The sequence below is a fragment of the Heliomicrobium modesticaldum Ice1 genome, assembly GCF_000019165.1.
GTDB lineage: Bacteria > Bacillota > Desulfitobacteriia > Heliobacteriales > Heliobacteriaceae > Heliomicrobium > Heliomicrobium modesticaldum.
Window position 1 is genome coordinate 619,542 of the sequence record NC_010337.2, and the last position, 23,005, is coordinate 642,546.

General features: G+C 50.0%; 19 protein-coding genes. 9 read left to right on the forward strand and 10 right to left on the reverse strand.

All coding sequences use genetic code 11. The annotated features are described in order from the left end of the window. Positions 1-56 precede the first annotated feature (56 nt). Both HM1_RS02835 and HM1_RS02840 read right to left on the reverse strand, forming a co-directional pair. Positions 57-1,226, reverse strand: a complete 1,170-nt coding sequence (locus HM1_RS02835) for a double-cubane-cluster-containing anaerobic reductase (RefSeq protein ID WP_236995036.1) — start codon at positions 1,224-1,226, stop codon at positions 57-59. Positions 1,227-1,286: 60 nt separating this feature from the next. Beyond that, complete coding sequence (locus HM1_RS02840; protein ID WP_012281766.1) at positions 1,287-2,141, reverse strand: acyl-CoA dehydratase activase; 855 nt, start codon at positions 2,139-2,141, stop codon at positions 1,287-1,289. Positions 2,142-2,396: 255 nt separating this feature from the next. On the opposite strand from HM1_RS02840, the gene HM1_RS14360 reads away from it, so the two are divergent. The 4 genes from HM1_RS14360 to HM1_RS02860 all read left to right on the forward strand — a co-directional run bounded on the left by HM1_RS14360 (position 2,397) and on the right by HM1_RS02860 (position 6,447). Further along, positions 2,397-3,263, forward strand: a complete 867-nt coding sequence (locus HM1_RS14360) for a VanW family protein (RefSeq protein WP_012281767.1) — start codon at positions 2,397-2,399, stop codon at positions 3,261-3,263. 480 nt (positions 3,264-3,743) lie between these two features. Continuing rightward, positions 3,744-4,247 (forward strand): DUF6431 domain-containing protein, encoded by a 504-nt coding sequence (locus HM1_RS16345; protein WP_041314444.1) that lies wholly within the window; start codon positions 3,744-3,746, stop codon positions 4,245-4,247. A gap of 51 nt (positions 4,248-4,298) precedes the next feature. After that, complete coding sequence (locus HM1_RS02855) at positions 4,299-5,654, forward strand: DDE-type integrase/transposase/recombinase (RefSeq protein ID WP_012281769.1); 1,356 nt, start codon at positions 4,299-4,301, stop codon at positions 5,652-5,654. Continuing rightward, on the forward strand, positions 5,647-6,447 hold the full coding sequence (locus tag HM1_RS02860) for an ExeA family protein (protein ID WP_012281770.1): 801 nt from the start codon (positions 5,647-5,649) through the stop codon (positions 6,445-6,447). The genes HM1_RS02855 and HM1_RS02860 overlap by 8 nt, the downstream gene beginning before the upstream one ends. A 711-nt stretch (positions 6,448-7,158) precedes the next feature. Here the strand turns inward: HM1_RS02860 and HM1_RS02865 are convergent. Beyond that, a complete protein-coding gene (locus tag HM1_RS02865) occupies positions 7,159-7,689 on the reverse strand; it encodes a hypothetical protein (protein ID WP_041313184.1) in 531 nt (176 codons plus the stop codon). Next, positions 7,686-8,519 carry a ParA family protein gene (locus tag HM1_RS15005; RefSeq protein WP_202943745.1) on the reverse strand — a complete coding sequence of 278 codons (834 nt, stop codon included), beginning with the start codon at positions 8,517-8,519 and terminating at the stop codon, positions 7,686-7,688. Before HM1_RS15005 ends, HM1_RS02865 begins: the two co-directional genes overlap by 4 nt. Positions 8,520-8,882: 363 nt before the next feature. Between HM1_RS15005 and HM1_RS02870 the strand changes: the two genes are divergently transcribed. After that, positions 8,883-9,209, forward strand: coding sequence for a transposase (locus HM1_RS02870; protein ID WP_012281773.1), 327 nt, complete (start codon positions 8,883-8,885; stop codon positions 9,207-9,209). Positions 9,210-9,573: 364 nt separating this feature from the next. Here the strand turns inward: HM1_RS02870 and HM1_RS02875 are convergent, their stop codons facing one another. Next, on the reverse strand, positions 9,574-11,196 hold the full coding sequence (locus HM1_RS02875) for an IS1182-like element ISHmo2 family transposase (RefSeq protein ID WP_012281775.1): 1,623 nt from the start codon (positions 11,194-11,196) through the stop codon (positions 9,574-9,576). A 158-nt stretch (positions 11,197-11,354) separates the two neighbouring features. Between HM1_RS02875 and HM1_RS02880 the strand changes: the two genes are divergently transcribed. Beyond that, complete coding sequence (locus HM1_RS02880) at positions 11,355-12,125, forward strand: hypothetical protein (protein WP_012281776.1); 771 nt, start codon at positions 11,355-11,357, stop codon at positions 12,123-12,125. 247 nt (positions 12,126-12,372) lie between these two features. On the opposite strand, the gene HM1_RS02885 is transcribed toward HM1_RS02880, so the two are convergent. The 5 genes from HM1_RS02885 to HM1_RS02905 form a co-directional block, all read right to left on the reverse strand. Then, positions 12,373-13,257 carry an IS3 family transposase gene (locus HM1_RS02885; protein ID WP_012281777.1) on the reverse strand — a complete coding sequence of 295 codons (885 nt, stop codon included), beginning with the start codon at positions 13,255-13,257 and terminating at the stop codon, positions 12,373-12,375. 50 nt (positions 13,258-13,307) lie between these two features. Further along, positions 13,308-13,634, reverse strand: a complete 327-nt coding sequence (locus HM1_RS02890) for a transposase (RefSeq protein ID WP_012281778.1) — start codon at positions 13,632-13,634, stop codon at positions 13,308-13,310. Between the two features lie 380 nt (positions 13,635-14,014). Continuing rightward, positions 14,015-15,637: an IS1182-like element ISHmo2 family transposase gene (locus tag HM1_RS02895; RefSeq protein WP_012281187.1), complete on the reverse strand. Its 1,623-nt coding sequence runs from the start codon at positions 15,635-15,637 to the stop codon at positions 14,015-14,017. Positions 15,638-16,553: 916 nt separating this feature from the next. After that, positions 16,554-17,897, reverse strand: a complete 1,344-nt coding sequence (locus HM1_RS02900; RefSeq protein WP_012281191.1) for an IS1380-like element ISHmo1 family transposase — start codon at positions 17,895-17,897, stop codon at positions 16,554-16,556. Positions 17,898-18,259: 362 nt separating this feature from the next. Then, on the reverse strand, positions 18,260-19,603 hold the full coding sequence (locus HM1_RS02905) for an IS1380-like element ISHmo1 family transposase (RefSeq protein WP_012281191.1): 1,344 nt from the start codon (positions 19,601-19,603) through the stop codon (positions 18,260-18,262). A gap of 254 nt (positions 19,604-19,857) precedes the next feature. On the opposite strand from HM1_RS02905, the gene HM1_RS02910 reads away from it, so the two are divergent. From HM1_RS02910 to HM1_RS02920, 3 genes are read left to right on the forward strand one after another with little or no spacing between them, the layout of a single operon-like run. Further along, a complete protein-coding gene (locus HM1_RS02910; protein WP_041313187.1) occupies positions 19,858-20,082 on the forward strand; it encodes an excisionase family DNA-binding protein in 225 nt (74 codons plus the stop codon). After that, entirely contained in the window at positions 20,075-21,271 is a 1,197-nt protein-coding gene (locus HM1_RS02915; protein ID WP_012281781.1) for a hypothetical protein, read from the forward strand. The genes HM1_RS02910 and HM1_RS02915 overlap by 8 nt, the downstream gene beginning before the upstream one ends. 14 nt (positions 21,272-21,285) lie before the next feature. Beyond that, entirely contained in the window at positions 21,286-22,998 is a 1,713-nt protein-coding gene (locus HM1_RS02920; protein WP_012281782.1) for an ATP-binding protein, read from the forward strand. Positions 22,999-23,005 lie beyond the last annotated feature (7 nt).

Genomic DNA, 23,005 nt, shown 5'->3' on the forward strand with positions numbered 1-23,005 from the left:
TCCCTCCCAACAGCGGTTGGAAAGGAAATTGCGGTTTTGCTATCCTCTCGGCGCCGTTACACCCCGCCGAGCATCTCCAGATAGGCCTGTACCCGCGTGCGGATCTGCTGGCTGTCGCCTTCCGAGTAATCCGTCTCGATGTGCAGGACAGGGATCTCCCGATGCTCCCGCAGGTAGTCACGGACGATTCGGGCCTCCACGTTGTAAGTGTGGCAACCCTGCCAGGTGATGTCCACGACGCCATCGGCCTTGTACTCGTCGACGAGGCGAAGGAGCAATTCGAGGCGGTCTGTATTGGGGCTCATGCAGGAACAGGGGGTGGCCAGGTACTTGTCACCGATCGCTTCCATCGGCGGCTTCATCTCATCGACGGTGACGAGAAACTGTTTCATGCCGGCGCAGTTTTCCAGGAAGACGACAGCAGCCCCTGATTCTTCGATGATGCGGATGACCTTCTCGGTGCCCACGCCGGTAGGGACGCCGGTGACGATGATGCGCTTGGCCCCTTTGGCGGCGGCGCCGACGCCTCGGGCGATCCGCTCATCCAGTTCGGCCATCAGTTCCTCCACCTGCTCGGCAAAGGCGGCCCGATCGAAGCAGAAGTTTCTCGACCAGAGCACCTTCAGCATGTCTTGGCCGGAGAGCGGAACCGGGTCGTGCTTGAGGTAACCGGCGAGACGCTGCATGAGCCGGCGCTCGGCGTTCAGTTCTTTGATGGCATCCGCCAGGGCCTCATCGGTGATGGTCGTCTGGAAGAATTCCTCCAGGGCGCCTTTGGCCCGCTCCATCTCAGCCATCCAGTAGCTGCGGTCGGCCTCGCTCTGGCTCCCTGCCGGGAGGCTCATCACATGCATGGGCTTGAATTTGCCCATCAGTTCGAACATCTTCTTCTTGCCGTCACAGGTCGTCTCGCCCATGACCAGATCCGAGTGGAGGAAAAAGGGGCACTTGTCGGTGATGGCGAAACCGTAGGAAGACTTGATCAGGGGGCAGAAGTTTCGCGGCAACACCTTTTCACCTTCAGCGATGGGTTCCTCCTTGGTAGCGCAGAGGGCCACCGGCACGGCACCGGCCGCGATGGCCAACTCCTGAGGCGCAAAAACACAGTAGTGTCCCATCACTTTTTTCCCTTTTTCTTTTTCCGCCATGATAGAACCGGCCGCCTTCGGGATGGCGACGTCGAAAAAGGCCATGGCATAGGGACGTTCTTCGGCGATAATGGACATTTCCATCTCTCCTTCTTTTGCGGCGTTCATGCGTATATAAAAAAAAACTTTCCGCTGACTTCAGCTGCTTTCCGATGGTGTTCGGCCTGCCGCCTTTTCCCGGGCGATCAAGGCAGCGCCGATGGCGCCAGCGAAGGGCGACTGTTCCGCCACTCCCACGGGGCAACCCAACTCCTTTTCCAGGGCTGCGCGGACAGCGGCATTGCGGGCCACGCCGCCCGTAAAGAGGACCGGTCCCGTTGCGCCGAGGCGGGCCACCATGGCAGATACCCTGCGGGCCACCGACTGGTGCAGCCCGGCGATGATCGCGCGCCGGTCTATGCCCTGGTTGAGCAGCCCGATCACCTCCGATTCGGCGAAGACGGTGCACATAGCGTTGATCGGCTGGGGCTGGACAGTCACGCTCTCCGGTTGGCAAGCGCCCATTTCGGCTACCTCCATCCCCAGGGCATGGGCCATGACGGCCAAAAAGCGCCCCGTTCCGGCGGCGCATTTGTCATTCATGACAAAATCAATGACACGGCCGGTAGAGCTGACGAGAATCCCTTTGGCATCCTGACCGCCGATGTCGATGACCAGCTGCACGTCGGGGCGGAGGTGCACCGCTCCCCGGGCATGACAGGCGATCTCTGTCACCGCCGAATCGAGAAAAGGCAGATTGACCCGCCCGTAGCCGGTGCCGCAGATATAGGCCAATTCCTCTTTTGTTCTTTCCCACTCGGCCAATGCCTCTCGGAGCAGTTCCCGGGCCGTCTCGCCGGGGCTCCAACCGGAGGGACGCTGCCAAAAGCCAAAGCGATTTTCGTCGTAGAGAACCAATTTGACTGCCGTCGATCCGGCGTCAATGCCGGCCACGAAGGGCGCGGCGGATCTCTGCAAGGTCGCCGGCGTGGCGCTTATGCCTTTGCTGTCCAAAGTAAAAACCACCTATATTCAGGATTTTTCACAGAAAAAACGTTCAACAGCTCGCAGCGATGTAACTTCTCAGTAAAGACAGTCATTCGACTTTCAGCAACGTCTTTCCTGTAGAGACAAGTGAAAAAATGTGTAAAGTCGCCGCGTCTAAAGCGAAGCATCTGTGCATAGAGATTACCGTAGGGTTTTCTCCCTAATATTTTCCAAAAGGTCTTGCCTCTTCGCAAGGCCTTTTTTGACGGAGGTCGATGTGCCTTGAACCTGATCGCGCGCCGGGCAGCCCTCTGTGCAGCCATGGTAGCCGGCGCCCTCACCCTGCAGGGACTTCAGTCTGCCACCTTGACCGGAACAGAGGCCTGCGCACCGGCAGATTCGACAGCGCAGGCGCAACCGCAGTGGCAGCCGCAGCCAGCGGTGAAGACGCCGAAGGCCGGCACGATCACCTTCCTCATCGGGAAAGAGCGCTTCACCTTCGTACCCGGTCAAGGCGCCGATTACCTGGAGCCAGGCAAATGGTCCTACCTCCCCACCCTGGATCTAGAAACGGCAAGGCAAACGGCTGTCCTTTTCGCTGATGCCTTGCCGAAAGACCTTCGACTCCGCGACGGCGGACTGGACAGGATCACCTCGGCGATCCTGGAGGGAGAAGACGCCACCGTCGCTGTCCCCTCCTGGGTCATCGCCGCCGAGATCGTTATCCCGCTCACTTACGTGAGCTACAACGGGGGACGCAACGCTTCGACGGCCTTGGATTATCTGGACGGCTATGTGCTGAAAGCCAATGAAACCTTCTCCTTCAATGAGGTCGTCGGACCCCGATCAGCCGAGCGCGGCTTTATCACAGGCATGTCGCTGATCGATAACCGCTTCGTCCAAGAACAAGGCGGCGGCATCTGTTTCGCCTCCACCATCGTTCACCAGGCGGTCTCGAGAACGGATGTGGAGATCGTGGAGCAAAACCACCACTCCCGCCCCGTCGCCTATGTGCCGCGCGGCGGAGACGCCACTGTCTACTACGGGGAACTGGACTACCGCTTCCGCAACGGTGACGCGCTGTTGGCCTTTGAAAAGTTGCAGCGGCCCAACGGGCTGGGGCTCCGTTTGTGGAAATCGATGCATTGACGCGACCGATTGTCCTATCCCGATTTCCGGGGGAATGCGGCGAGCCTTATTCTCAGCTTGTCTGTGACCTCCTGTCACTGCGATTTCCAGCATGGGGACGGTGAGCCGTTAAAGTCGGTGCCCTGTGCTGCCCATAACGATGAAGGAGACGAATCCATTCCAAGGTAATCTAAAGCACACTGTTTCAAATCTTCTGAATTACTGGCTTCAGGATATGTCTGAAAAGATTTTGTAACATGCCATCTTGAGCGCCCCGTGGCGGGGCATGTTTGTCTCTAATTGTTTACGCTGGCCTAAAATGCCCAAAAGCTGCTGGGATTGCCTGACCGAGAGTTGCTGGATATAATGACCGTAACCAATCAAATAGAAAGGAAAAGACGCCCCTGTTTGGGTACTACCGGCAAGTAGCACCAAGGGCGTCCACCACAAAAAGCATGATAATTGTAGCAGATTTTACGTTAGTTGAACACCCCGAAACGGGTGTTTTTTGTAAGGAGCGCGGAGCAGATTCCCTGTCCCTGTTGTAATGGAGCACTGAACGGGATCGGAAGCCGTCGAAGGAAGTGCTATCAAGACACGGGAGAACGCATCACCTTGATTATCCGGCGGTGTCGATGCGCTGTATGCAAGCGGATTCATCATGAGCTTCCAGACATCCTGGTTCCGTACAAACGATACAGTAGCAAGAGCATCGAAACGGTGATTACCGGAGGTGCGGCGTTGACCGTACCGGCAGACGAATCCACCCTTGTCCGGTGGCGAGGATGGTTTCTGGAGATGGTCAATCACTTTTTGGGATGCCTGCTGTCCATTGCGAAGCGGTTTGGACATGCTTCTGCGGAAGAACGATCCGGCCTTCCCGAGTCCGCGCTCCAACGGATCTGGCGGTATGTGGGCGACGCCTGCGGTTGGCTGGCCAGGGTTGTCCGGCCGGTGGCGAATTCAAATCTTTGGAGACATACCTGTTTTGCATTCCTGTCCTGACAGACCAGCGGTACACTCATGTTGAATCGACAAGACCAGGGGAGGTTCAACATGAAAGACGCGAGGAAAGCCGAGGATATCGCTTCGCAGCGGGTGCAGTTGCTCTCTCCGCTGCTGGCGGAGGGATTGGATGCGGCCCGAGCCCGCCTCATGAAACAGCAAATCTGTGAACAGGCAGGGATCTCGGAGCGCACCCTGCGCCGATACCTGTCCCAGTACAGAGAAAAGGGCTTCTCGGGACTCAAACCGAAGGGAAAGGGGCGGTCGCGCTCCGAAGAAGCGATCCCCCATGCCCTATTGGAAGAAGCCATTTTGTTGCGGCGAGAGGTTCCCCGGCGCAGCATCGCGCAGATCATCCAGATCCTTGAATGGGAAGGCAAGGCAGAGCCGGGCAAGCTCAAGCGAAGCACCCTGCAGGAGAAACTGGCCGAGCGCGGCTACAGCACCCGGCACATGCAGATGTACGCCAACACCGGTGTGGCGGCGCGGCGGTTCCAGCAAAAGCACCGCAACCAGCTTTGGCATTCGGACATCAAATACGGCCCCTACCTGCCGATCGGCCCCGACGGGGCGAAGAAACAAGTCTACTTGGTCACCTTCTTCGATGACGCCACCCGTTTCGTTCTGCATGGGCAGTTCTATCCGACCTTGGACCAGGTGATCGTGGAGGATTGTTTCCGCCAAGCCATCCTCAAGTATGGGGCGCCGGAAGCGGTGTTCTTTGACAATGGGAAACAGTACCGCACCAAATGGATGCATCGCGCCTGCGCCAAAATGGGCATCCGCTTGCTGTTTGCCAAGCCCTATTCGCCGGAGTCCACCGGCAAGGTGGAGCGCTTCAACCGAACGGTGGACGCCTTTTTGCAGGAAGCCGCCTTGGAGAAGCCCCACACATTGGACAGGCTCAATCAGCTCTTTTGGGTTTGGCTGGACGAATGTTACCAGAACAAGCCCCATTCGGCATTGGCGGGGAACGTCAGCCCGGACACGGCCTATCGCAGCGATAAAAAGGCGGTCAAATTCTTGGACCCCGATGTGGTCGCCAACGCCTTTCTTCACTGTGAATCACGCAAGGTGGACAAGTCCGGCTGCATTAGTTTCGAGGGAAGAAAGTATGAGGTGGGACTTTCCTTCATCGGTTGCACGGTCGATGTCATCTACGATCCGGCCGATATCGCCGAATTGACCATCGAATACGCCGACCATGCGCCGTGGAAAGCGCGGCAACTCGTCATCGGCGAGCGCACTGGCCCAAGACCGAAACTGCCGGAGCGCCTCAGTCCGCAGAGCGCCGATTCATCGCGGTTGCTCGCCGCGGCAACCCAACAAAAGGAACAACGAAAAGCGCGACAGGCCCCGGTTGTTTCCTACCGAACGGTGAGAAAGGAAGGGAACAACGGTGTTTGAATCCTTTTATGGCTTCACCCAAACGCCCTTTGCGCGGGACATTCCGACGGAGCAACTGTACTCTTCGATCATGCTGGAAGAGACCTTGGGACGACTCGAGTATGCAGCCAGCCGCCAACTGTTCGCCGTCGTGACAGGCGACTGCGGCACCGGCAAGACCACCACCATTCGCCGATTCAAGGACATGCTCGATTCGGCGCGCTTTCACGTCATGTACCTGGCCGATTCCAAACTGACGCCCCGCCATTTCTACAAGGGCTTGCTCGAACAGTTGGGGGCGGAATCGAAGTTCTATCGCGGTGACGCCAAACGGCAACTTCACCGGGAAGTGGAACTGATGCGGGGGATCCACCGCTTGCAGATCGTGGTGATTGTCGACGAAGCCCACCTGCTGGACCGGGAGATGCTCGAAGAAGTCCGCTTTCTCCTGAACTTCAAGATGGACGCCCAGAGCCCCATGGCGTTGATTCTCGTCGGGCAGAGCGAGTTGGAAGAAAAGCTGCAGCTCCAGGCCTATGCGGCAATCCGGCAACGGATCGATCTCCAGTGCCGGTTGATGCACTACGATCGGGCGCAAGTCGGGGAGTATGTAAAACGGCACCTTGCTTATGCCGGCGCCGTCCACGATATCTTTTCCGATGGGGCGATCTATGAGATTTATCGCTTCTCCAGCGGCGCCGCCCGCCTGATCAACAAGGTCTGCACCCATTGCCTGCTCTATGGCGCACAAAACGGCCGCCGCATCATTGATGATCATATGGTAAAGCTGGTGGTCCAGGGAGAATTGAACTGATTCTCCCTTTTTTCCTGCCCTGGTGTTCTCGCGAACGTGGCCCGAATCGCACACCCCGACGTCAACCGCCTAATGGATCGTCCTCCATACAGACTGGCGTCTGTCAAGGGACGCCGAAGGCGGGGCGCAGCCCTTGCCCTTGACAGGCGACGGTCTGTATGAGACCCTCCGAAAGGCGGTGACGGCGGGATCGCAGCATCGATCCGGTATGTGTTGCCTTGACAGTGAAGCCGTCAAGTTTCGGACAATTAACATCGTCTATTTCTGGACGTTATACCTTAGCTGTAACACGTCAATGAGGGTGAGCCGCTACACTTATCCAATCGCAATTTCAATGAAGTCTTTCTTAACAAGGCGCCCACGAGCGCCAATCCTGTTACCGGTGTAAGCCCTCATTCGATTGCTCGATAATGAACTTCTTCATGGTCATGCATTCACCCCGTCGGTGAGTTTAAATCACTCCGATTAAACTCGTTTATCTCTATTATACGGGGAAATGCGCTGAATTTCGACTATTTACTTCTTAGCGCTGTCACGGATTCAGGTTTATTTTTGTCAAAAATTTCAACCTATCACAGGTAACAACAGATTCGCAACTGCGAAAGTTGAGTTATATTAAAAAAATAGTTGTGCGCTCAGATTTAAATATTGATTAAATATACAAGAGGAGAAAAGAAGTAGGGTGGTCACTAACCACCCATACAAAAAAAGTTATTTCAATCCGTCGGATTTGATAATATAGTTTGCTAACTTCAGGTAATCACTTTCAGAAATCTGCTCTGTCTCAATTTTTTGAGCTAACTTTATGGCTTTCTCTATGTCTGACAAGGACAAATTAACAAACAAATTTACTATTTCTTTAACCATTGATTCTCGTGATGTCCTACTTAAAACTTTAATTCCTAATGTCTGGCAGTATTTTTTTAATAATTGTATCTCGGGAAGTAATCTTTTTTCAAACAAGTCTTTTTCTATGCCTAGTAAAAGAACATGTTTCTCAGGTTCGGAGACTCGTAAAGATTCAACTACTGATGAAGGATTATATAGCTTCTTTTTCTGAGCTTTCTTATTTTGACTCTGTAATGAAAGAGCAGTATTCGATTCTTGTAATGAATGCATTAAATCCAATAAAGGGCTTGGCTTATTAAAGCCCTTTATTACTTGGATTACATCTTGTATTTCGTCATCAGTGTACTTTTCCCTTATTAGCATGACCTCTAACAAAAGCTGAAAAGAACTCATATTCCTATTCTCTCCAAAAATTCATTTCCAAAGTTAATAAATTCGTCTATTACATATTCCCTGCTATGTTTAGTGTGAAATATTGGAGTAGTTTCTCTGCAACTTTTCGGGTATGAATCAGAATGTCTTACTTCGTTCTCAAAAACATGCCAACCGTGTTCTTCAGCAAGAGTAGTCACTTGTTTTCTTGAAAGATTATGTTCTGGTTTAGATTGCGATGCATCAGCATCATTAAAAACAATTCCTGCTATTTCAAAGTGTTGTTGTCCATAAGAGGTATTATAATATAATAACGATTTTACTAAAAGGGGCAATCCAATAGCTGCTAAGAATTCAGGTTTAACAGGAATTAGTATGAAATCTGTTGCATGGTAAGCAGAAGTAGTTAATATGGATTCTGTTGGTGCGCAATCAATAATAATCAAGTCGTAATCATTTTTCAATGCATCCAAGTACTTTTTTAAGAGATGATCTTTACCTGTTGGGTTTTTTAATGTCCAATACAGTTCTAGCCTAGATGGGATTAAGTGTATTAAGCTTCCATCATTCCAAGCATGTAATTTGTAAATAGCTTCATGTTTTTTCAATACTTTAGCGTTAGGCGTAGAATACTGCTCGAAGATATCATAAACTGTAATACCACCATTTTCAATAAACTCCATATAGGTTTTTGCTCCCATTAAACAGTGGCTAGAATTTGACTGCGGGTCAAGGTCCACTACCAGAACTTTGAAGTTTCTTTTGTAAGCGGAAAACCAAGCTAATTGAAACGCTAAATTAGTTTTTCCTACTCCGCCCTTCATGTTGATCATAGAGACAACAGTTCCCAACAGAGTATCCCCCTTTTTTCTGGTTTTAATAAGCTTTTCGACAAATTCTTACGTACTCCTGCACTATATTTCATTTCTTAGATTATTTAACCAGTAGGACATTAATAATCGGTCCATGTATCGTCATTACTTGAATCTACCTTACTAAATAAATACCAGAACCTACGCAATCGAAATAGCACCAAGCAAATGGGCGACCTCTTACGGTTAACCGATTTAAGGGCGATACATGAGTGATCGGTTAACCACTAATTTCCACAAGCGCGGTTTGACCAATAACAACTATCTATCAAGCCCCCTAATTGAATTTGAGCAAAGACCCCCTAGTGGGCTACAATGAGAACACATGGAGGGGTCAAGAATATGAGACGAAATCGATACCCAAAAGAACTGAAGGAACAGCTGATCCAAGAAGCCATGGAAGTGGGAAATGCAACACAAGTGGCCCGCCGACATGGGATCGATCCGAAACGGCTGTATTACTGGATTCGAGAATCACAGCACAAGGGCTTCCAAGAAGCACCGGCGGACGCAAAACAAATTGCTCCGTATGTGCCGTCCGCACAAGAATTTAAGCGATTGGAATCCGAAAACATAGCACTGAAAAAGCTACTCGGCGAAAAGACATTAGAAATCCAAATATTGCAAGATTTAATAAAAAAGAAGAACCCGAGCTATCGGAAAAATTAGAAGTTGCCGATGAATGGGTAGCTCGGGAGGAAGCCAGCACTGCCTTTATCTTGCGTGTCATCGGCATTCACGAAGCCACCTACTACGCTCGGCGCCAACGTCTACAGAGAGAACCGAAAGAGCGCGCATACAATGGCGGACGGCCGCAACCAGGGTATTCATGGACACAAGACGGAAAGCGAATCAGCGATGAACAAATTAAGGAATACCTAAGAGGCCGTCTAGAAAATAAGCAAATTCCTAGCCAGCCCTTGCAAAAGCATGATTTTTTAATACAAACAGCAAAAAACCAGAGTCTTTTTATCGGTCTCACCAGCCCTTTTTGAGGATTTTCCTCAAAAAGGGCAGATCTCCCCCTTGCACCTTATGCGGCTTTTTTGAAAGCAACACCGCGTAAGGCGCTCACCTCCAACACCATGGTTGCATTCTTATCATTTCGTAGACGGTTGAGTTTTTGAAAGTTCGCCGCTAACGCGCTGAGCCGGGCGGCATAAGCCAGATTTCGTTTTCCGATACGGCGAACCCGGCGCAGTCCGTAACGGTTGACCAGTTCATTTTGCTTGGCTTCGATGCGGCTGCGAAGACGCATCTGTTCCTTATAGATTTTCGTTTGGGAGTGCTTTGCCGCCTCGAGCATGACACCATAGGCGTTGTGAATAAAAATCGTGCGCCGATGTTTCTTTTCTTTAAAACAGGTCGTGTAACGAGGGCAGTGCTTGCAATCATGGTCCTTGGCGCGAAGCACGAAGTTCTTCCCATCTGCCACTTCCGAATAGGTGGTGATGACTTTTCCTCTCGGGCAGATCAGTTGTGTTTGGTCTTCGGAAACTTGAAATCCCTCGCCCGCGAGGATATCACATTTTGTCTTTGGTGAAAGTGGCGCCACTACGTCAATGCCTTTTTCCTTGAGGGTGACACGGTCATCGCCCGCACCATAGTGGGTATCTCCAATGATCGTCGGGTTTTCTACACAATCGGTGGGAAGCTGATCCGCTAACGGCACCAGACTGGAGCCGTCATAGTCGTTGGCTTTCATGGCCTCGGCGGCGGCGATAAATCCGGAATTTCCGACTTCGACGATGGCCATCTTATACCCGCGCCATTTCGTCTTGCCCTTACAACCGAAACGGGCTTCGCTGTCTACAGCCGAAACTATCATATCTTTGACAGAACCGCCGGGGGCTATCTCAAGAGTTCCATCATCTTTCCGAATGATTCGTTCACGGAGGATACGGCAAAGCAAAAGGGCGTAATGAATGACATCGGGCTTCTTCTTCCACGAAGCCTCCGATGACTCCACGTAGGCCAGCAGTTCGTCAGCCTCGCTGACCACTTCAACAAGCCGTTCCATTTTGGCCTTATCGTCCAGGTTATGCTCTTTCACTTCCGTCACTGTTTCCAGGTAACGTACCGCCCGAGGGGCATGGGGGATTGCATGCCATGGAACACTGTATTGCTTCGCCAAAAGACGCACCAACAGGCGCATGGCTTGGCGGATCAGTTCGATGGTCGTGGGGGCACTGATGGGAGCTATGACATGGGTCGTGTCCGTTATCCAAGGTTCTTTCCCTGTCAAAACGCCCAGGTAGTACATCAACCGGATAAAGCGATCGAGATAGACCTTATCAAGTTCCTTTTGGATGATCCGTTGCCGGTGGACGCCAAAATTGGCGTGATCAATGCCCGGTTCATCGAGGGCCATTCCTAACGCAAACTTGACCTCGATGTTCACACGTGTCTGTGCTTCCATCCCCCGGTCTGTTTCGCCCAGCATTTCCTGTAACATGCAGGCCATCGTCATCTGCCGGGCCGCATGACTGGGACGTCCGTTGTCAAGGCAATAGAGACCTGTAAAATCCTCCGGTTGTATTAATAGGGGCGCCAATTCACGAAACAGGCGAAAGACGGAATCGGCAGGCACAAGTTGGTCCCAGAGGGCTGCAAAGTCGTAAAAGCTAACTTGGGGGTCCACATCGAATCGAAACAAGGTACATCGCCTCGCTATAAACAGTCTTTGTACCTATATCCTTCGACGCGAAGAGTCAAATTCCCTTTAAATTCCACCAATTTCCATATAAAAACGTCTTGCTTTTTGCCCTCTCTTGAGGGGGGTTTTTAGACAGACTCCTTGAGTTCATTAAACATATGAAAGACTACACCGACGAAGAGATCCTGGAACAGTTCCACTTCAACTTTCAGGTTATGTATGCCCTCGGCATCCGCAACCTAGGCGAAGTGTACCTTGCTGAGCGCACCCTCTACGAATTCCGGCGCCGCCTGTATGAGTACACCATTGGACATCCTGAGCAGGAAGATCTCATCTTTCATCAGTTTCGAAAGCTGACGGAACATTTCATGGCTATTGCGGGAATAGGAAGCCGAGAACAGCGTATGGATTCGACGCAGGTTCAGACCAACATCAAGCTCGCGGGTCGTCTTTCCCTTGCCTTCGATATCGTTGAGAAAGCCGTGCGCGAATGTACATCGGCACATTTGCCAGCAGCACTGAAACCTTTTGCCGAACCTGGCTTCCGGAATCAATTCCTCTATCGCTGCAAGACCAAAGAGACGCTTGGACGCATCCAAGAACTGCTGAACCAGTGCGTCCTGCTATTGGACATTGCCAAGGCGCACCCGGAAAGCCTACAGAAGGAAACGGTTGCTTTGCTCCAACGCTTTCTTCAAGAGCAGGCCACATACCCTGCCGAAAAGAAGCAGTGGATCGCCAAAGCCAACAAGGACATCGCGGCAGACTCTATCCAGTCGGCCCACGACCCCGATGTGACCTATCGGAAAAAAGGCCGTCAAGGCCATGTTGGTCTCGTGGCGAACGTAACAGAAACATGCGCGAACGAAAACCCGGTTCAGATGATCACACACTATCAGGTGGAAAAAAATAGCGGTTCAACCCCCTAATTCTAGAGCGTAAACCCCTTATTCGCTGTTTTTCGTAGAGTCTCACAAAATTGACGATTGCGCTGATTCGGGGGGTGCCGTCACCGCCTCTTACAGGGTCCTATACAGACCAACGTCTATCAAGGGCAAGGGCTTCGCCACGCCTTCGGCGTCCCTTGACAGACGTCGGCCTGTAGGGAACGTCAATTAGGCGGTCGACGTCGGGCTTTGCGCTTTAGCCTGCCTGGTCTATAGTGCGGCACCTATGCTACAGTGTGACAATAAAAGCGGGTACGTTCCCATCCGCCAGCTGTCGACAAAACTCCGCAGGGGGCATATTGTAGAGGCTGCCGTGGATTCGCCTCTGGTTATAAAAGTCAATGTATTCTCCAACCACTTGGTAGGCGTCTTGGTAGGATTCAAAGGTATGCTTGATGTAGCACTCGCGTTCCAGATTTGCATGAAACGATTCGATATGGGCGTTTTTGTTCGGCGTCTTTGGGGGAATTCGTTCGTGTTCAACCTGGTATTGTTCGCACGTTTCCTCAAACACACGGCTGATAAACTGCGATCCATTGTCGGTTCGCACAATTGGCTTCTTTTCTTTTTCAAAGCAGTTTCGTTTCCACAACGCCCGTTTCAGCGTATTGGCTGCGTCAGCACCTTCACAATTTAACCCGATGTGGTAATCTACAATAGAGCGATCATAGACATCGATGAGCGACATGAGATAGAAGAAGCGATCTTCACCGGCGATGTAGCCGTATTTGATGTCCATCTCCCAGAGTTCGTTGGAGGCGGTAATGGTTCGGTTGCGCGCCATCCGGCGCGGATGTTTGGCCTTGATCTGGCGTTGTGGCGATAGGATGTCTAACTCTTTGCATAGTCGATAGGTTTTTTTATGGTTGATGATCAACTGATGCTGTTTATGAAGGCAGATTCCCAGCTTTCGATATCCGTAGATGCTTTCTTCGCCAGCGATGAGTTCTATCAGGTATTCCTTAATTTGTTCATCGCTGATTCGCTTTCCGTCTTGTGTCCATGAATACCCTGGTTGCGGCCGTCCGCCATTGTTTGTGCGCTCTTTCGGTTCTCTCTGTAGACGTTGGCGCCGAGCGTAGTAGGTGGCTTCGTGAATGCCGATGACACGCAAGATAAAGGCAGTGCTGGCTTCCTCCCGAGCTACCCATTCATCGGCAACTTCTAATTTTTCCGATAGCTCGGGTTCTTCTTTTTTATTAAATCTTGCAATATTTGGATTTCTAATGTCTTTTCGCCGAGTAGCTTTTTCAGTGCTATGTTTTCGGATTCCAATCGCTTAAATTCTTGTGCGGACGGCACATACGGAGCAATTTGTTTTGCGTCCGCCGGTGCTTCTTGGAAGCCCTTGTGCTGCGATTCTCGAATCCAGTAATACAGCCGTTTCGGATCGATCCCATGTCGGCGGGCCACTTGTGTTGCATTTCCCGCTTCCATGGCTTCTTGGATCAACTGTTCCTTCAGTTCTTTTGGGTATCGATTTCGTCTCATATTCTTGACCCCTCCATGTGTTCTCATTGTAGCCCACTAGGGGGTCTTTGCTCAAATTCAATTAGGGGGCTTGATAGACAGCATTGCTGACCCTGATTGTAAGCCGACGGATCCTCGGACTGCTTCGCGAACAGTTCCCAGAACATGCTCACCGGATGAAACCGCTACGCTGGGCACGGGTGTTTACCGTTATCGCTGATGATATTCTACGCAATGTTCTGATCTACCAGAGGCCGTCTAGAAAATAAGCAAATTCCTAGCCAGCCCTTGCAAAAGCATGATTTTTTAATACAAACAGCAAAAAACTAGAGTCTTTTTATCGGTCTCACCAGCCCTTTTTGAGGATTTTCCTCAAAAAGGGCAGATCTCCCCCTTGCACCTTATGCGGCTTTTTTGAAAGCAACACCGCGTAAGGCGCTCACCTCCAACACCATGGTTGCATTCTTATCATTTCGTAGACGGTTGAGTTTTTGAAAGTTCGCCGCTAACGCGCTGAGCCGGGCGGCATAAGCCAGATTTCGTTTTCCGATACGGCGAACCCGGCGCAGTCCGTAACGGTTGACCAGTTCATTTTGCTTGGCTTCGATGCGGCTGCGAAGACGCATCTGTTCCTTATAGATTTTCGTTTGGGAGTGCTTTGCCGCCTCGAGCATGACACCATAGGCGTTGTGAATAAAAATCGTGCGCCGATGTTTCTTTTCTTTAAAACAGGTCGTGTAACGAGGGCAGTGCTTGCAATCATGGTCCTTGGCGCGAAGCACGAAGTTCTTCCCATCTGCCACTTCCGAATAGGTGGTGATGACTTTTCCTCTCGGGCAGATCAGTTGTGTTTGGTCTTCGGAAACTTGAAATCCCTCGCCCGCGAGGATATCACATTTTGTCTTTGGTGAAAGTGGCGCCACTACGTCAATGCCTTTTTCCTTGAGGGTGACACGGTCATCGCCCGCACCATAGTGGGTATCTCCAATGATCGTCGGGTTTTCTACACAATCGGTGGGAAGCTGATCCGCTAACGGCACCAGACTGGAGCCGTCATAGTCGTTGGCTTTCATGGCCTCGGCGGCGGCGATAAATCCGGAATTTCCGACTTCGACGATGGCCATCTTATACCCGCGCCATTTCGTCTTGCCCTTACAACCGAAACGGGCTTCGCTGTCTACAGCCGAAACTATCATATCTTTGACAGAACCGCCGGGGGCTATCTCAAGAGTTCCATCATCTTTCCGAATGATTCGTTCACGGAGGATACGGCAAAGCAAAAGGGCGTAATGAATGACATCGGGCTTCTTCTTCCACGAAGCCTCCGATGACTCCACGTAGGCCAGCAGTTCGTCAGCCTCGCTGACCACTTCAACAAGCCGTTCCATTTTGGCCTTATCGTCCAGGTTATGCTCTTTCACTTCCGTCACTGTTTCCAGGTAACGTACCGCCCGAGGGGCATGGGGGATTGCATGCCATGGAACACTGTATTGCTTCGCCAAAAGACGCACCAACAGGCGCATGGCTTGGCGGATCAGTTCGATGGTCGTGGGGGCACTGATGGGAGCTATGACATGGGTCGTGTCCGTTATCCAAGGTTCTTTCCCTGTCAAAACGCCCAGGTAGTACATCAACCGGATAAAGCGATCGAGATAGACCTTATCAAGTTCCTTTTGGATGAGCCGTTGCCGGTGGACGCCAAAATTGGCGTGATCAATGCCCGGTTCATCGAGGGCCATTCCTAACGCAAACTTGACCTCGATGTTCACACGTGTCTGTGCTTCCATCCCCCGGTCTGTTTCGCCCAGCATTTCCTGTAACATGCAGGCCATCGTCATCTGCCGGGCCGCATGACTGGGACGTCCGTTGTCAAGGCAATAGAGACCTGTAAAATCCTCCGGTTGTATTAATAGGGGCGCCAATTCACGAAACAGGCGAAAGACGGAATCGGCAGGCACAAGTTGGTCCCAGAGGGCTGCAAAGTCGTAAAAGCTAACTTGGGGGTCCACATCGAATCGAAACAAGGTACATCGCCTCGCTATAAACAGTCTTTGTACCTATATCCTTCGACGCGAAGAGTCAAATTCCCTTTAAATTCCACCAATTTCCATATAAAAACGTCTTGCTTTTTGCCCTCTCTTGAGGGGGTTTTTAGACAGACTCTACCAAGGCATTCATCCTAAGGGATACAATCTTCTATTGGGTATCTTTGTTGCGGAAGCGATTGACCCGAATGTTTTGCGAAAAGAGAACTTTCGAGCGTTGATTACATCATTTGCAAAAGGATATTAGCATTGCATAGTTGTTATTGGTCAAACCGCGCTTGTGGAAATTAGTGGTTAACCGATCACTCATGTATACCTTTGAGGCGTACTGCGTAAAATGTTGAATTAGTCGGCCCGCTTTTTTTCACCAAGTGTTCTACAAAAAATTTCCTGGACTTCTTCGAGTGGCTGTGCTACGCTTTGCACTGAGGATTCCCCCTTTGTTCAGTGTTTTGCTTTGTAACAACTCACTTCGACAAAGGTAACGGGAATCCTTTAAAATTTTATGGAAATTAATCTAATTATATCCATTTTCCCGTGGGAATTGTCGCGTTTTCATGACAATTCTCCAACAGCGCCTCAGACAGGGGATTAGCAGACTTTTTTATTAAAGATGCGTGGGTTCTGTTGGACAACCAAAACTTCGGTCAGATTCCTGAATCCGTGAGTCGACTTAGCAGTACCCCAATGATTTTCCACAAAAAGTAATTCGTATTACAAGAATTTAATCCAATTTCCTTAGATAGCCATTTGAACACGTCGCCTTATCAAAGAAGGTGGTGCCGTCAAGAAACGAGATCCATAAAAGCGTATAGCAAAGCTAACCTTTGACACATTTTACATCCAAAGGTCTATCCCATCGAATGAATTTGATTTTTTAGGAAATTCTTGCCGTTTACGAAAAAGCAAGATAGAGATCCTTAAACGTTGCGTACCAGGGACTATGCGCCCCGAGCCGGAGCTTCACTTGTCTGGCATGTCTCACCAATCGAGACGCAATGGTGATCACATTTTGAAGTACCGTGCGTATCCGGCGGCGCTGCGTATGGGCCTTTCTCTTTAGGGGAGAATCCGGATGGTGTAAGCTCATTTGACCAACGATGCGAAGCAGGTTATAGGCAAGCGCACCGAAATGAAAGACCAGATCATTGACCTTAAATTTTCCACTAGGCAGTCGTTCCAAATCAAGGTCCGTTTTTAACTCGCTATGGAATTGCTCGCTGGTTCCGTGATCTCTTTGCAAATGGATCAATTCTTCCGGCGAGACGGGTAACGACGTCCAGTACGTGGCCACTTCTAACTCTGGAAGCAGCAATTGCTGCCCATTGGACAAGATGGTTCGTTCCACGACATGGAAAACCACCCGTTCACGTTGTTCCATATTGCCGACCTTCCACATTACACTGCCCATATACTCCACTTTTCCTTCCCGAACAATTCGGGCCTGCCCATTTTTAAGGGCGATGTCCCTCCACATTTCGGGAGTTTCTTGGCGAAGGTTGCGTTTGATTATGTAGTCAACATTCTCTGCGCGGAGGACACGTATGTTATCGACGCTGTCAAAGCCGGAATCCATGCGTACCAGAAGCTTCTCAGCTCCGCACTGGCGTGCGTAATTGATGCTCTTTGTTAAGAACTGGGGCGTTCCTTTCTGGCTATGATCTTTGCCCGGACGCAGCTCAACGTTTATGCAGTAGCCTTCCTGACCGAGGTAGGCTAGTATGGGCGCAAAGCCATCATGACCTTTGTAGGTGCGCGTCACCCCCTCTTTTTTGGAACCGGAATTATCCAATGGCGTCACATCTACGTCTACCGTCAGATAGTCCGTAGCGCCGACCCGAACAGGTGTCAGGGGAGCTTTTGCTTTTTTGATGAGACGAGCAGATTCTTCCATAATGATGTCGTTCCATTTCAAATCCGTCTCAACAACCTTTTCAAATCGTTGTCGTAACGTGGGACTGGAGGGTACGATGTCGACGCCCATGGCGTATCGAAAAAAGTCATCTCCACGAGCCAGCTCAATCGCATCGAAGTCATTCTTTCCCTGACAGAGAAGGCCCAGGTAGCTCAGAGCAACAGTTCCGTGGCTTATATCTGGTGTCAAACAAGTGGGCACAGTGGACTTATCCAATCGCAATTTCAACGAAGTCTTTCTTAACAAGGCGCCCACGAGCGCCAATCCAGTTACCGGTGTAAGCTCCTCATTCGATTGCTCGATAATGAACTTCTTCATGGTCATGCATTCACCCCGTCGGTGAGTTTAAATCACTCCGATTAAACTCGTTTATCTCTATTATACGGGTAAATGCGCTGAATTTCGACTATTTACTACTTAGCGCTGTCACGGATTCAGGAAGGATCCTGAATCCGTGAGTCGACTTAGCAGTACCCCAATGATTTTCCACAAAAAGTAATTCGTATTACAAGAATTTAATCCAATTTCCTTAGATAGCCATTTGAACACGTCGCCTTATCAAAGAAGGTGGTGCCGTCAAGAAACGAGATCCATAAAAGCGTATAGCAAAGCTAACCTTTGACACATTTTACATCCAAAGGTCTATCCCATCGAATGAATTTGATTTTTTAGGAAATTCTTGCCGTTTACGAAAAAGCAAGATAGAGATCCTTAAACGTTGCGTACCAGGGACTATGCGCCCCGAGCCGGAGCTTCACTTGTCTGGCATGTCTCACCAATCGAGACGCAATGGTGATCACATTTTGAAGTACCGTGCGTATCCGGCGGCGCTGCGTATGGGCCTTTCTCTTTAGGGGAGAATCCGGATGGTGTAAGCTCATTTGACCAACGATGCGAAGCAGGTTATAGGCAAGCGCACCGAAATGAAAGACCAGATCATTGACCTTAAATTTTCCACTAGGCAGTCGTTCCAAATCAAGGTCCGTTTTTAACTCGCTATGGAATTGCTCGCTGGTTCCGTGATCTCTTTGCAAATGGATCAATTCTTCCGGCGAGACGGGTAACGACGTCCAGTACGTGGCCACTTCTAACTCTGGAAGCAGCAATTGCTGCCCATTGGACAAGATGGTTCGTTCCACGACATGGAAAACCACCCGTTCACGTTGTTCCATATTGCCGACCTTCCACATTACACTGCCCATATACTCCACTTTTCCTTCCCGAACAATTCGGGCCTGCCCATTTTTAAGGGCGATGTCCCTCCACATTTCGGGAGTTTCTTGGCGAAGGTTGCGTTTGATTATGTAGTCAACATTCTCTGCGCGGAGGACACGTATGTTATCGACGCTGTCAAAGCCGGAATCCATGCGTACCAGAAGCTTCTCAGCTCCGCACTGGCGTGCGTAATTGATGCTCTTTGTTAAGAACTGGGGCGTTCCTTTCTGGCTATGATCTTTGCCCGGACGCAGCTCAACGTTTATGCAGTAGCCTTCCTGACCGAGGTAGGCTAGTATGGGCGCAAAGCCATCATGACCTTTGTAGGTGCGCGTCACCCCCTCTTTTTTGGAACCGGAATTATCCAATGGCGTCACATCTACGTCTACCGTCAGATAGTCCGTAGCGCCGACCCGAACAGGTGTCAGGGGAGCTTTTGCTTTTTTGATGAGACGAGCAGATTCTTCCATAATGATGTCGTTCCATTTCAAATCCGTCTCAACAACCTTTTCAAATCGTTGTCGTAACGTGGGACTGGAGGGTACGATGTCGACGCCCATGGCGTATCGAAAAAAGTCATCTCCACGAGCCAGCTCAATCGCATCGAAGTCATTCTTTCCCTGACAGAGAAGGCCCAGGTAGCTCAGAGCAACAGTTCCGTGGCTTATATCTGGTGTCAAACAAGTGGGCACAGTGGACTTATCCAATCGCAATTTCAACGAAGTCTTTCTTAACAAGGCGCCCACGAGCGCCAATCCAGTTACCGGTGTAAGCTCCTCATTCGATTGCTCGATAATGAACTTCTTCATGGTCATGCATTCACCCCGTCGGTGAGTTTAAATCACTCCGATTAAACTCGTTTATCTCTATTATACGGGTAAATGCGCTGAATTTCGACTATTTACTACTTAGCGCTGTCACGGATTCAGGAGATTATTATCATTGAGAATGATATCCCTGAATTGGATTACAGTAAAGCGAATGTAATTCCCTTTACCAAGGATACAACCTACGGACGTTACGGATTCTTGAATGGTGTACGCTAATACGATTACGGAGGCGCTTTTTAATGGACAAAGACCAGAGTATTGAAAAATGGTCATCAATGGATACCATAACCGACTACCTCGGTGTAAGCCGCGAAACAGTGCTGCAGTGGATTAATAACCGCAATATGCCCGCGCATAAGGTCGGGCGACTTTGGAAGTTCAAGATTTCCGAAGTTGACAAATGGATTCGTTCCGGCGGTGCAGCGGAGAATTTGTCAACAGAGGAGGCAAAGGACCGTGAGTAGGACAGCCGAAAGCTTTTCCAAGCCGAAACATAATAAGATCATGAATATCCTAGCTGAGGCTACTGGCGGCAAAAGCTATAAAGCCCATAAGTATCCGATTGACTACGCTGACCGTCCATCGATCGATTACGGCGATAGTGAGATCATTTGGAAAAGAAGAGCCGAAACTACTCAACACAGGACCTATATCAATCTATTAGGACTCAGCAAGAAGCTCGCCTCGCGCGACGACCAGATTCTAAGCTATTTCTTAGACGGTTCTCGTAGGGTTTTCAAGGTGGATGACATCGCGTATGTGCAATCCGGTGGCCGTAGCATCATTTACCCTGTGATCGCAGGACAGATCGGTGTCGGATGCTGCCACCGTGTTAATAAGAAAGTCGTTCCGGTCCAGTTAAAGCGCGAGTTTGTTTTGTCCATGCCGGATGTAGCTGATGCAGATGGGAAACCCGGCTTCTGGCCTGCCACGGCAAAGAAATTAAGTGAGTGCGATGAATTGAAGAGATTGGGTATAGAGTTTGCCGCAATTTTGCCATATAAGACATCCAAGAACGATGATAAAAAGTTTGAGGATCGTGCAACGGCTTGTGTCCAGGACAGAATGATTGAAAGTGAGAAGAAACTAGTTGCTGACCTTGTGCGAGAAGGTAAGCTCAATCAGAACAATTATCTGGTTAAAGATGGCTCACTGGAGTACAGACCAACCAAGGAAGATAAAGCCGATAAGAGAAGGTACCAGACATTCAAAAATAACTACAATTGGGTGATCGGTGTGTCAAAGAATTTCAATCCGGAAGTCTGCGAGGATATCAATGGCAAGCCCAATCCAGGATTCATCGCTGATTTGCCTCTTTACCACCGTACCCCTGTGGTAGAGTACGAGAACCCGATGCTGGGCGACATCAAGTTTGCTGTTTGGTACATCCGTCTGCGGGATAAGGAAAAGACCCGAACCCCATTTGACGGAGTCCTAAAGGTCGAGAAAATCCTCGTGACGGAAGAAGAAACCGAAGTCGGCATTGACAGCGAACAAGTAGATACGCTAAGCGCTTACCTCATAAACGAGCGCAATCCTGTTTGTTATGGCTCAGATCTCCGATGGGCTAACCACATCTACCCAATATACCTGACTGAGTCTTTTGTAAAATCGCGTTACCTAAGCGCTGAAAGCTTTTTGCATCTATTTTAAGGAGGATCAAACATATGAGCAAATTAATTGGTCGCGTCCTGGCTACTGAGAAAAACCCTACTACCATGGATGAGTTTAACTTCTGGACGAATTCGGACTTGAAACTCCACGCGTTCGATATCGTAAAGGTTGTGCATATAGAGGGCTCTTATACGTTCGGTGTAATCGAGAACATATCGCACATCACGGATGCCCAGAGTTTCTTGACGAATTTCATCTCCAGTGACTTTGGCGATGTTGATATAGATGAGCCAACTTTGCGTGTTGGTATGAATTATGCCAAGGCTAAGGTTTCCTTCAACAGCAAAAACCTGTACACCCCTGTACATAACAACGCCAAGGTATATCTCGCTACAGCTGATGAGATTACGACAGCTCTCGGGCTGAAAGTGATTCAAAACCCTCTGGTATGCGGTTCGCTAAAGATGTATGAAGGCACTTCTGAGGAGGTCACCCTCCCTGTGTTTCTGAATTCAAAGTTCCTCCTGGGGCCGGAAGGAGCACATCTCAATATTTCTGGTATATCCGGGCTTGCGTCGAAGACTTCTTACGCAATGTTCTTGATGAAAGCCATACAAGATCAGTACCTGAAAGCCGATACGGACGATAGTGTGGCTTTTGTCATTTTCAATGTTAAAGGAAAAGACCTAATGGCAATAGACCGTCCAAATGACTTCTCAACCGACAACCCTGGCGAGAAGGAGCGGGTTCTTGCAGAATACAAAGCGCTGGGTTTGTCTACAGAACCGTTCAAGAATGTAAAGTACTACATTCCATACACGAGTAATACATCGGCCAAACAGAGTACATATCTATCCATAGACGACGTAAAGTCATATACGGAGTATGGTCAATTAAAGAAGTTTAAGTACTCATATGAGGATGATAAAGAGAGCCTTGAAATGTTATTTGCCGATATTGACGACCCGCAGCAGACCATGGAAGCGATCATTAGCAAAATCATTGACGATAACGACCAAGATTTCGGCGGTGGGCGTGTCAATACGTGGACTGAATTCAGAGAGAAAGTCGATGAACTCTCCCAGCGGTCGCAGCCAGCGGGGCGCAGTAGCCAACAACGGGTTTCCAATGAAATCTCGGTGCTCAGCTGGCGGAAGTTCAAGCGCATTATCAATAAAGCCACCAAGAACGATGACATGTTTGCCAATCGTCCTGATCCCAGCAAGCATGAATGCCGCCTAGCTGACGAACTAAAAAAGATACGTGAGAATGAAGTGTACGTAATTGATATCGCCAAACTACCTGAAGACAAGCAGGCATTTGTCTTTGGTGACGCCGTCCGGACCATTTACAACTTGAAGTTGGGAGAGTATGACGCCGAGTCCGGAGTTGAGCCACCGTCACGAATTATTATTTTCATCGATGAGCTTAACAAGTACGCGTCTAAGGAGATACCAAAGTCGTCGCCTATCCTACGGGAAATCCTTGACATTACGGAGCGCGGTCGTTCTCTGGGGGTTGTCCTCTTCGCGGCAGAGCAATTCCGTTCTGCTATCCATCCGCGCGTGACCGGCAACTGCGCTACACACGCGTACGGCAGAACCAACTCTATAGAGACATCGACGGCTGATTATAGAAGCCTTCCGAGCACATACCAGAATATGCTGACGCGCCTCGAGCAAGGTGATTATCTGGTTCAGAACCCCATCTTCCGCTCCCTTTTGAAGATCCGGTTCCCCAAGCCCATTTACAAGCAGTTCAAGTAAACCGAGG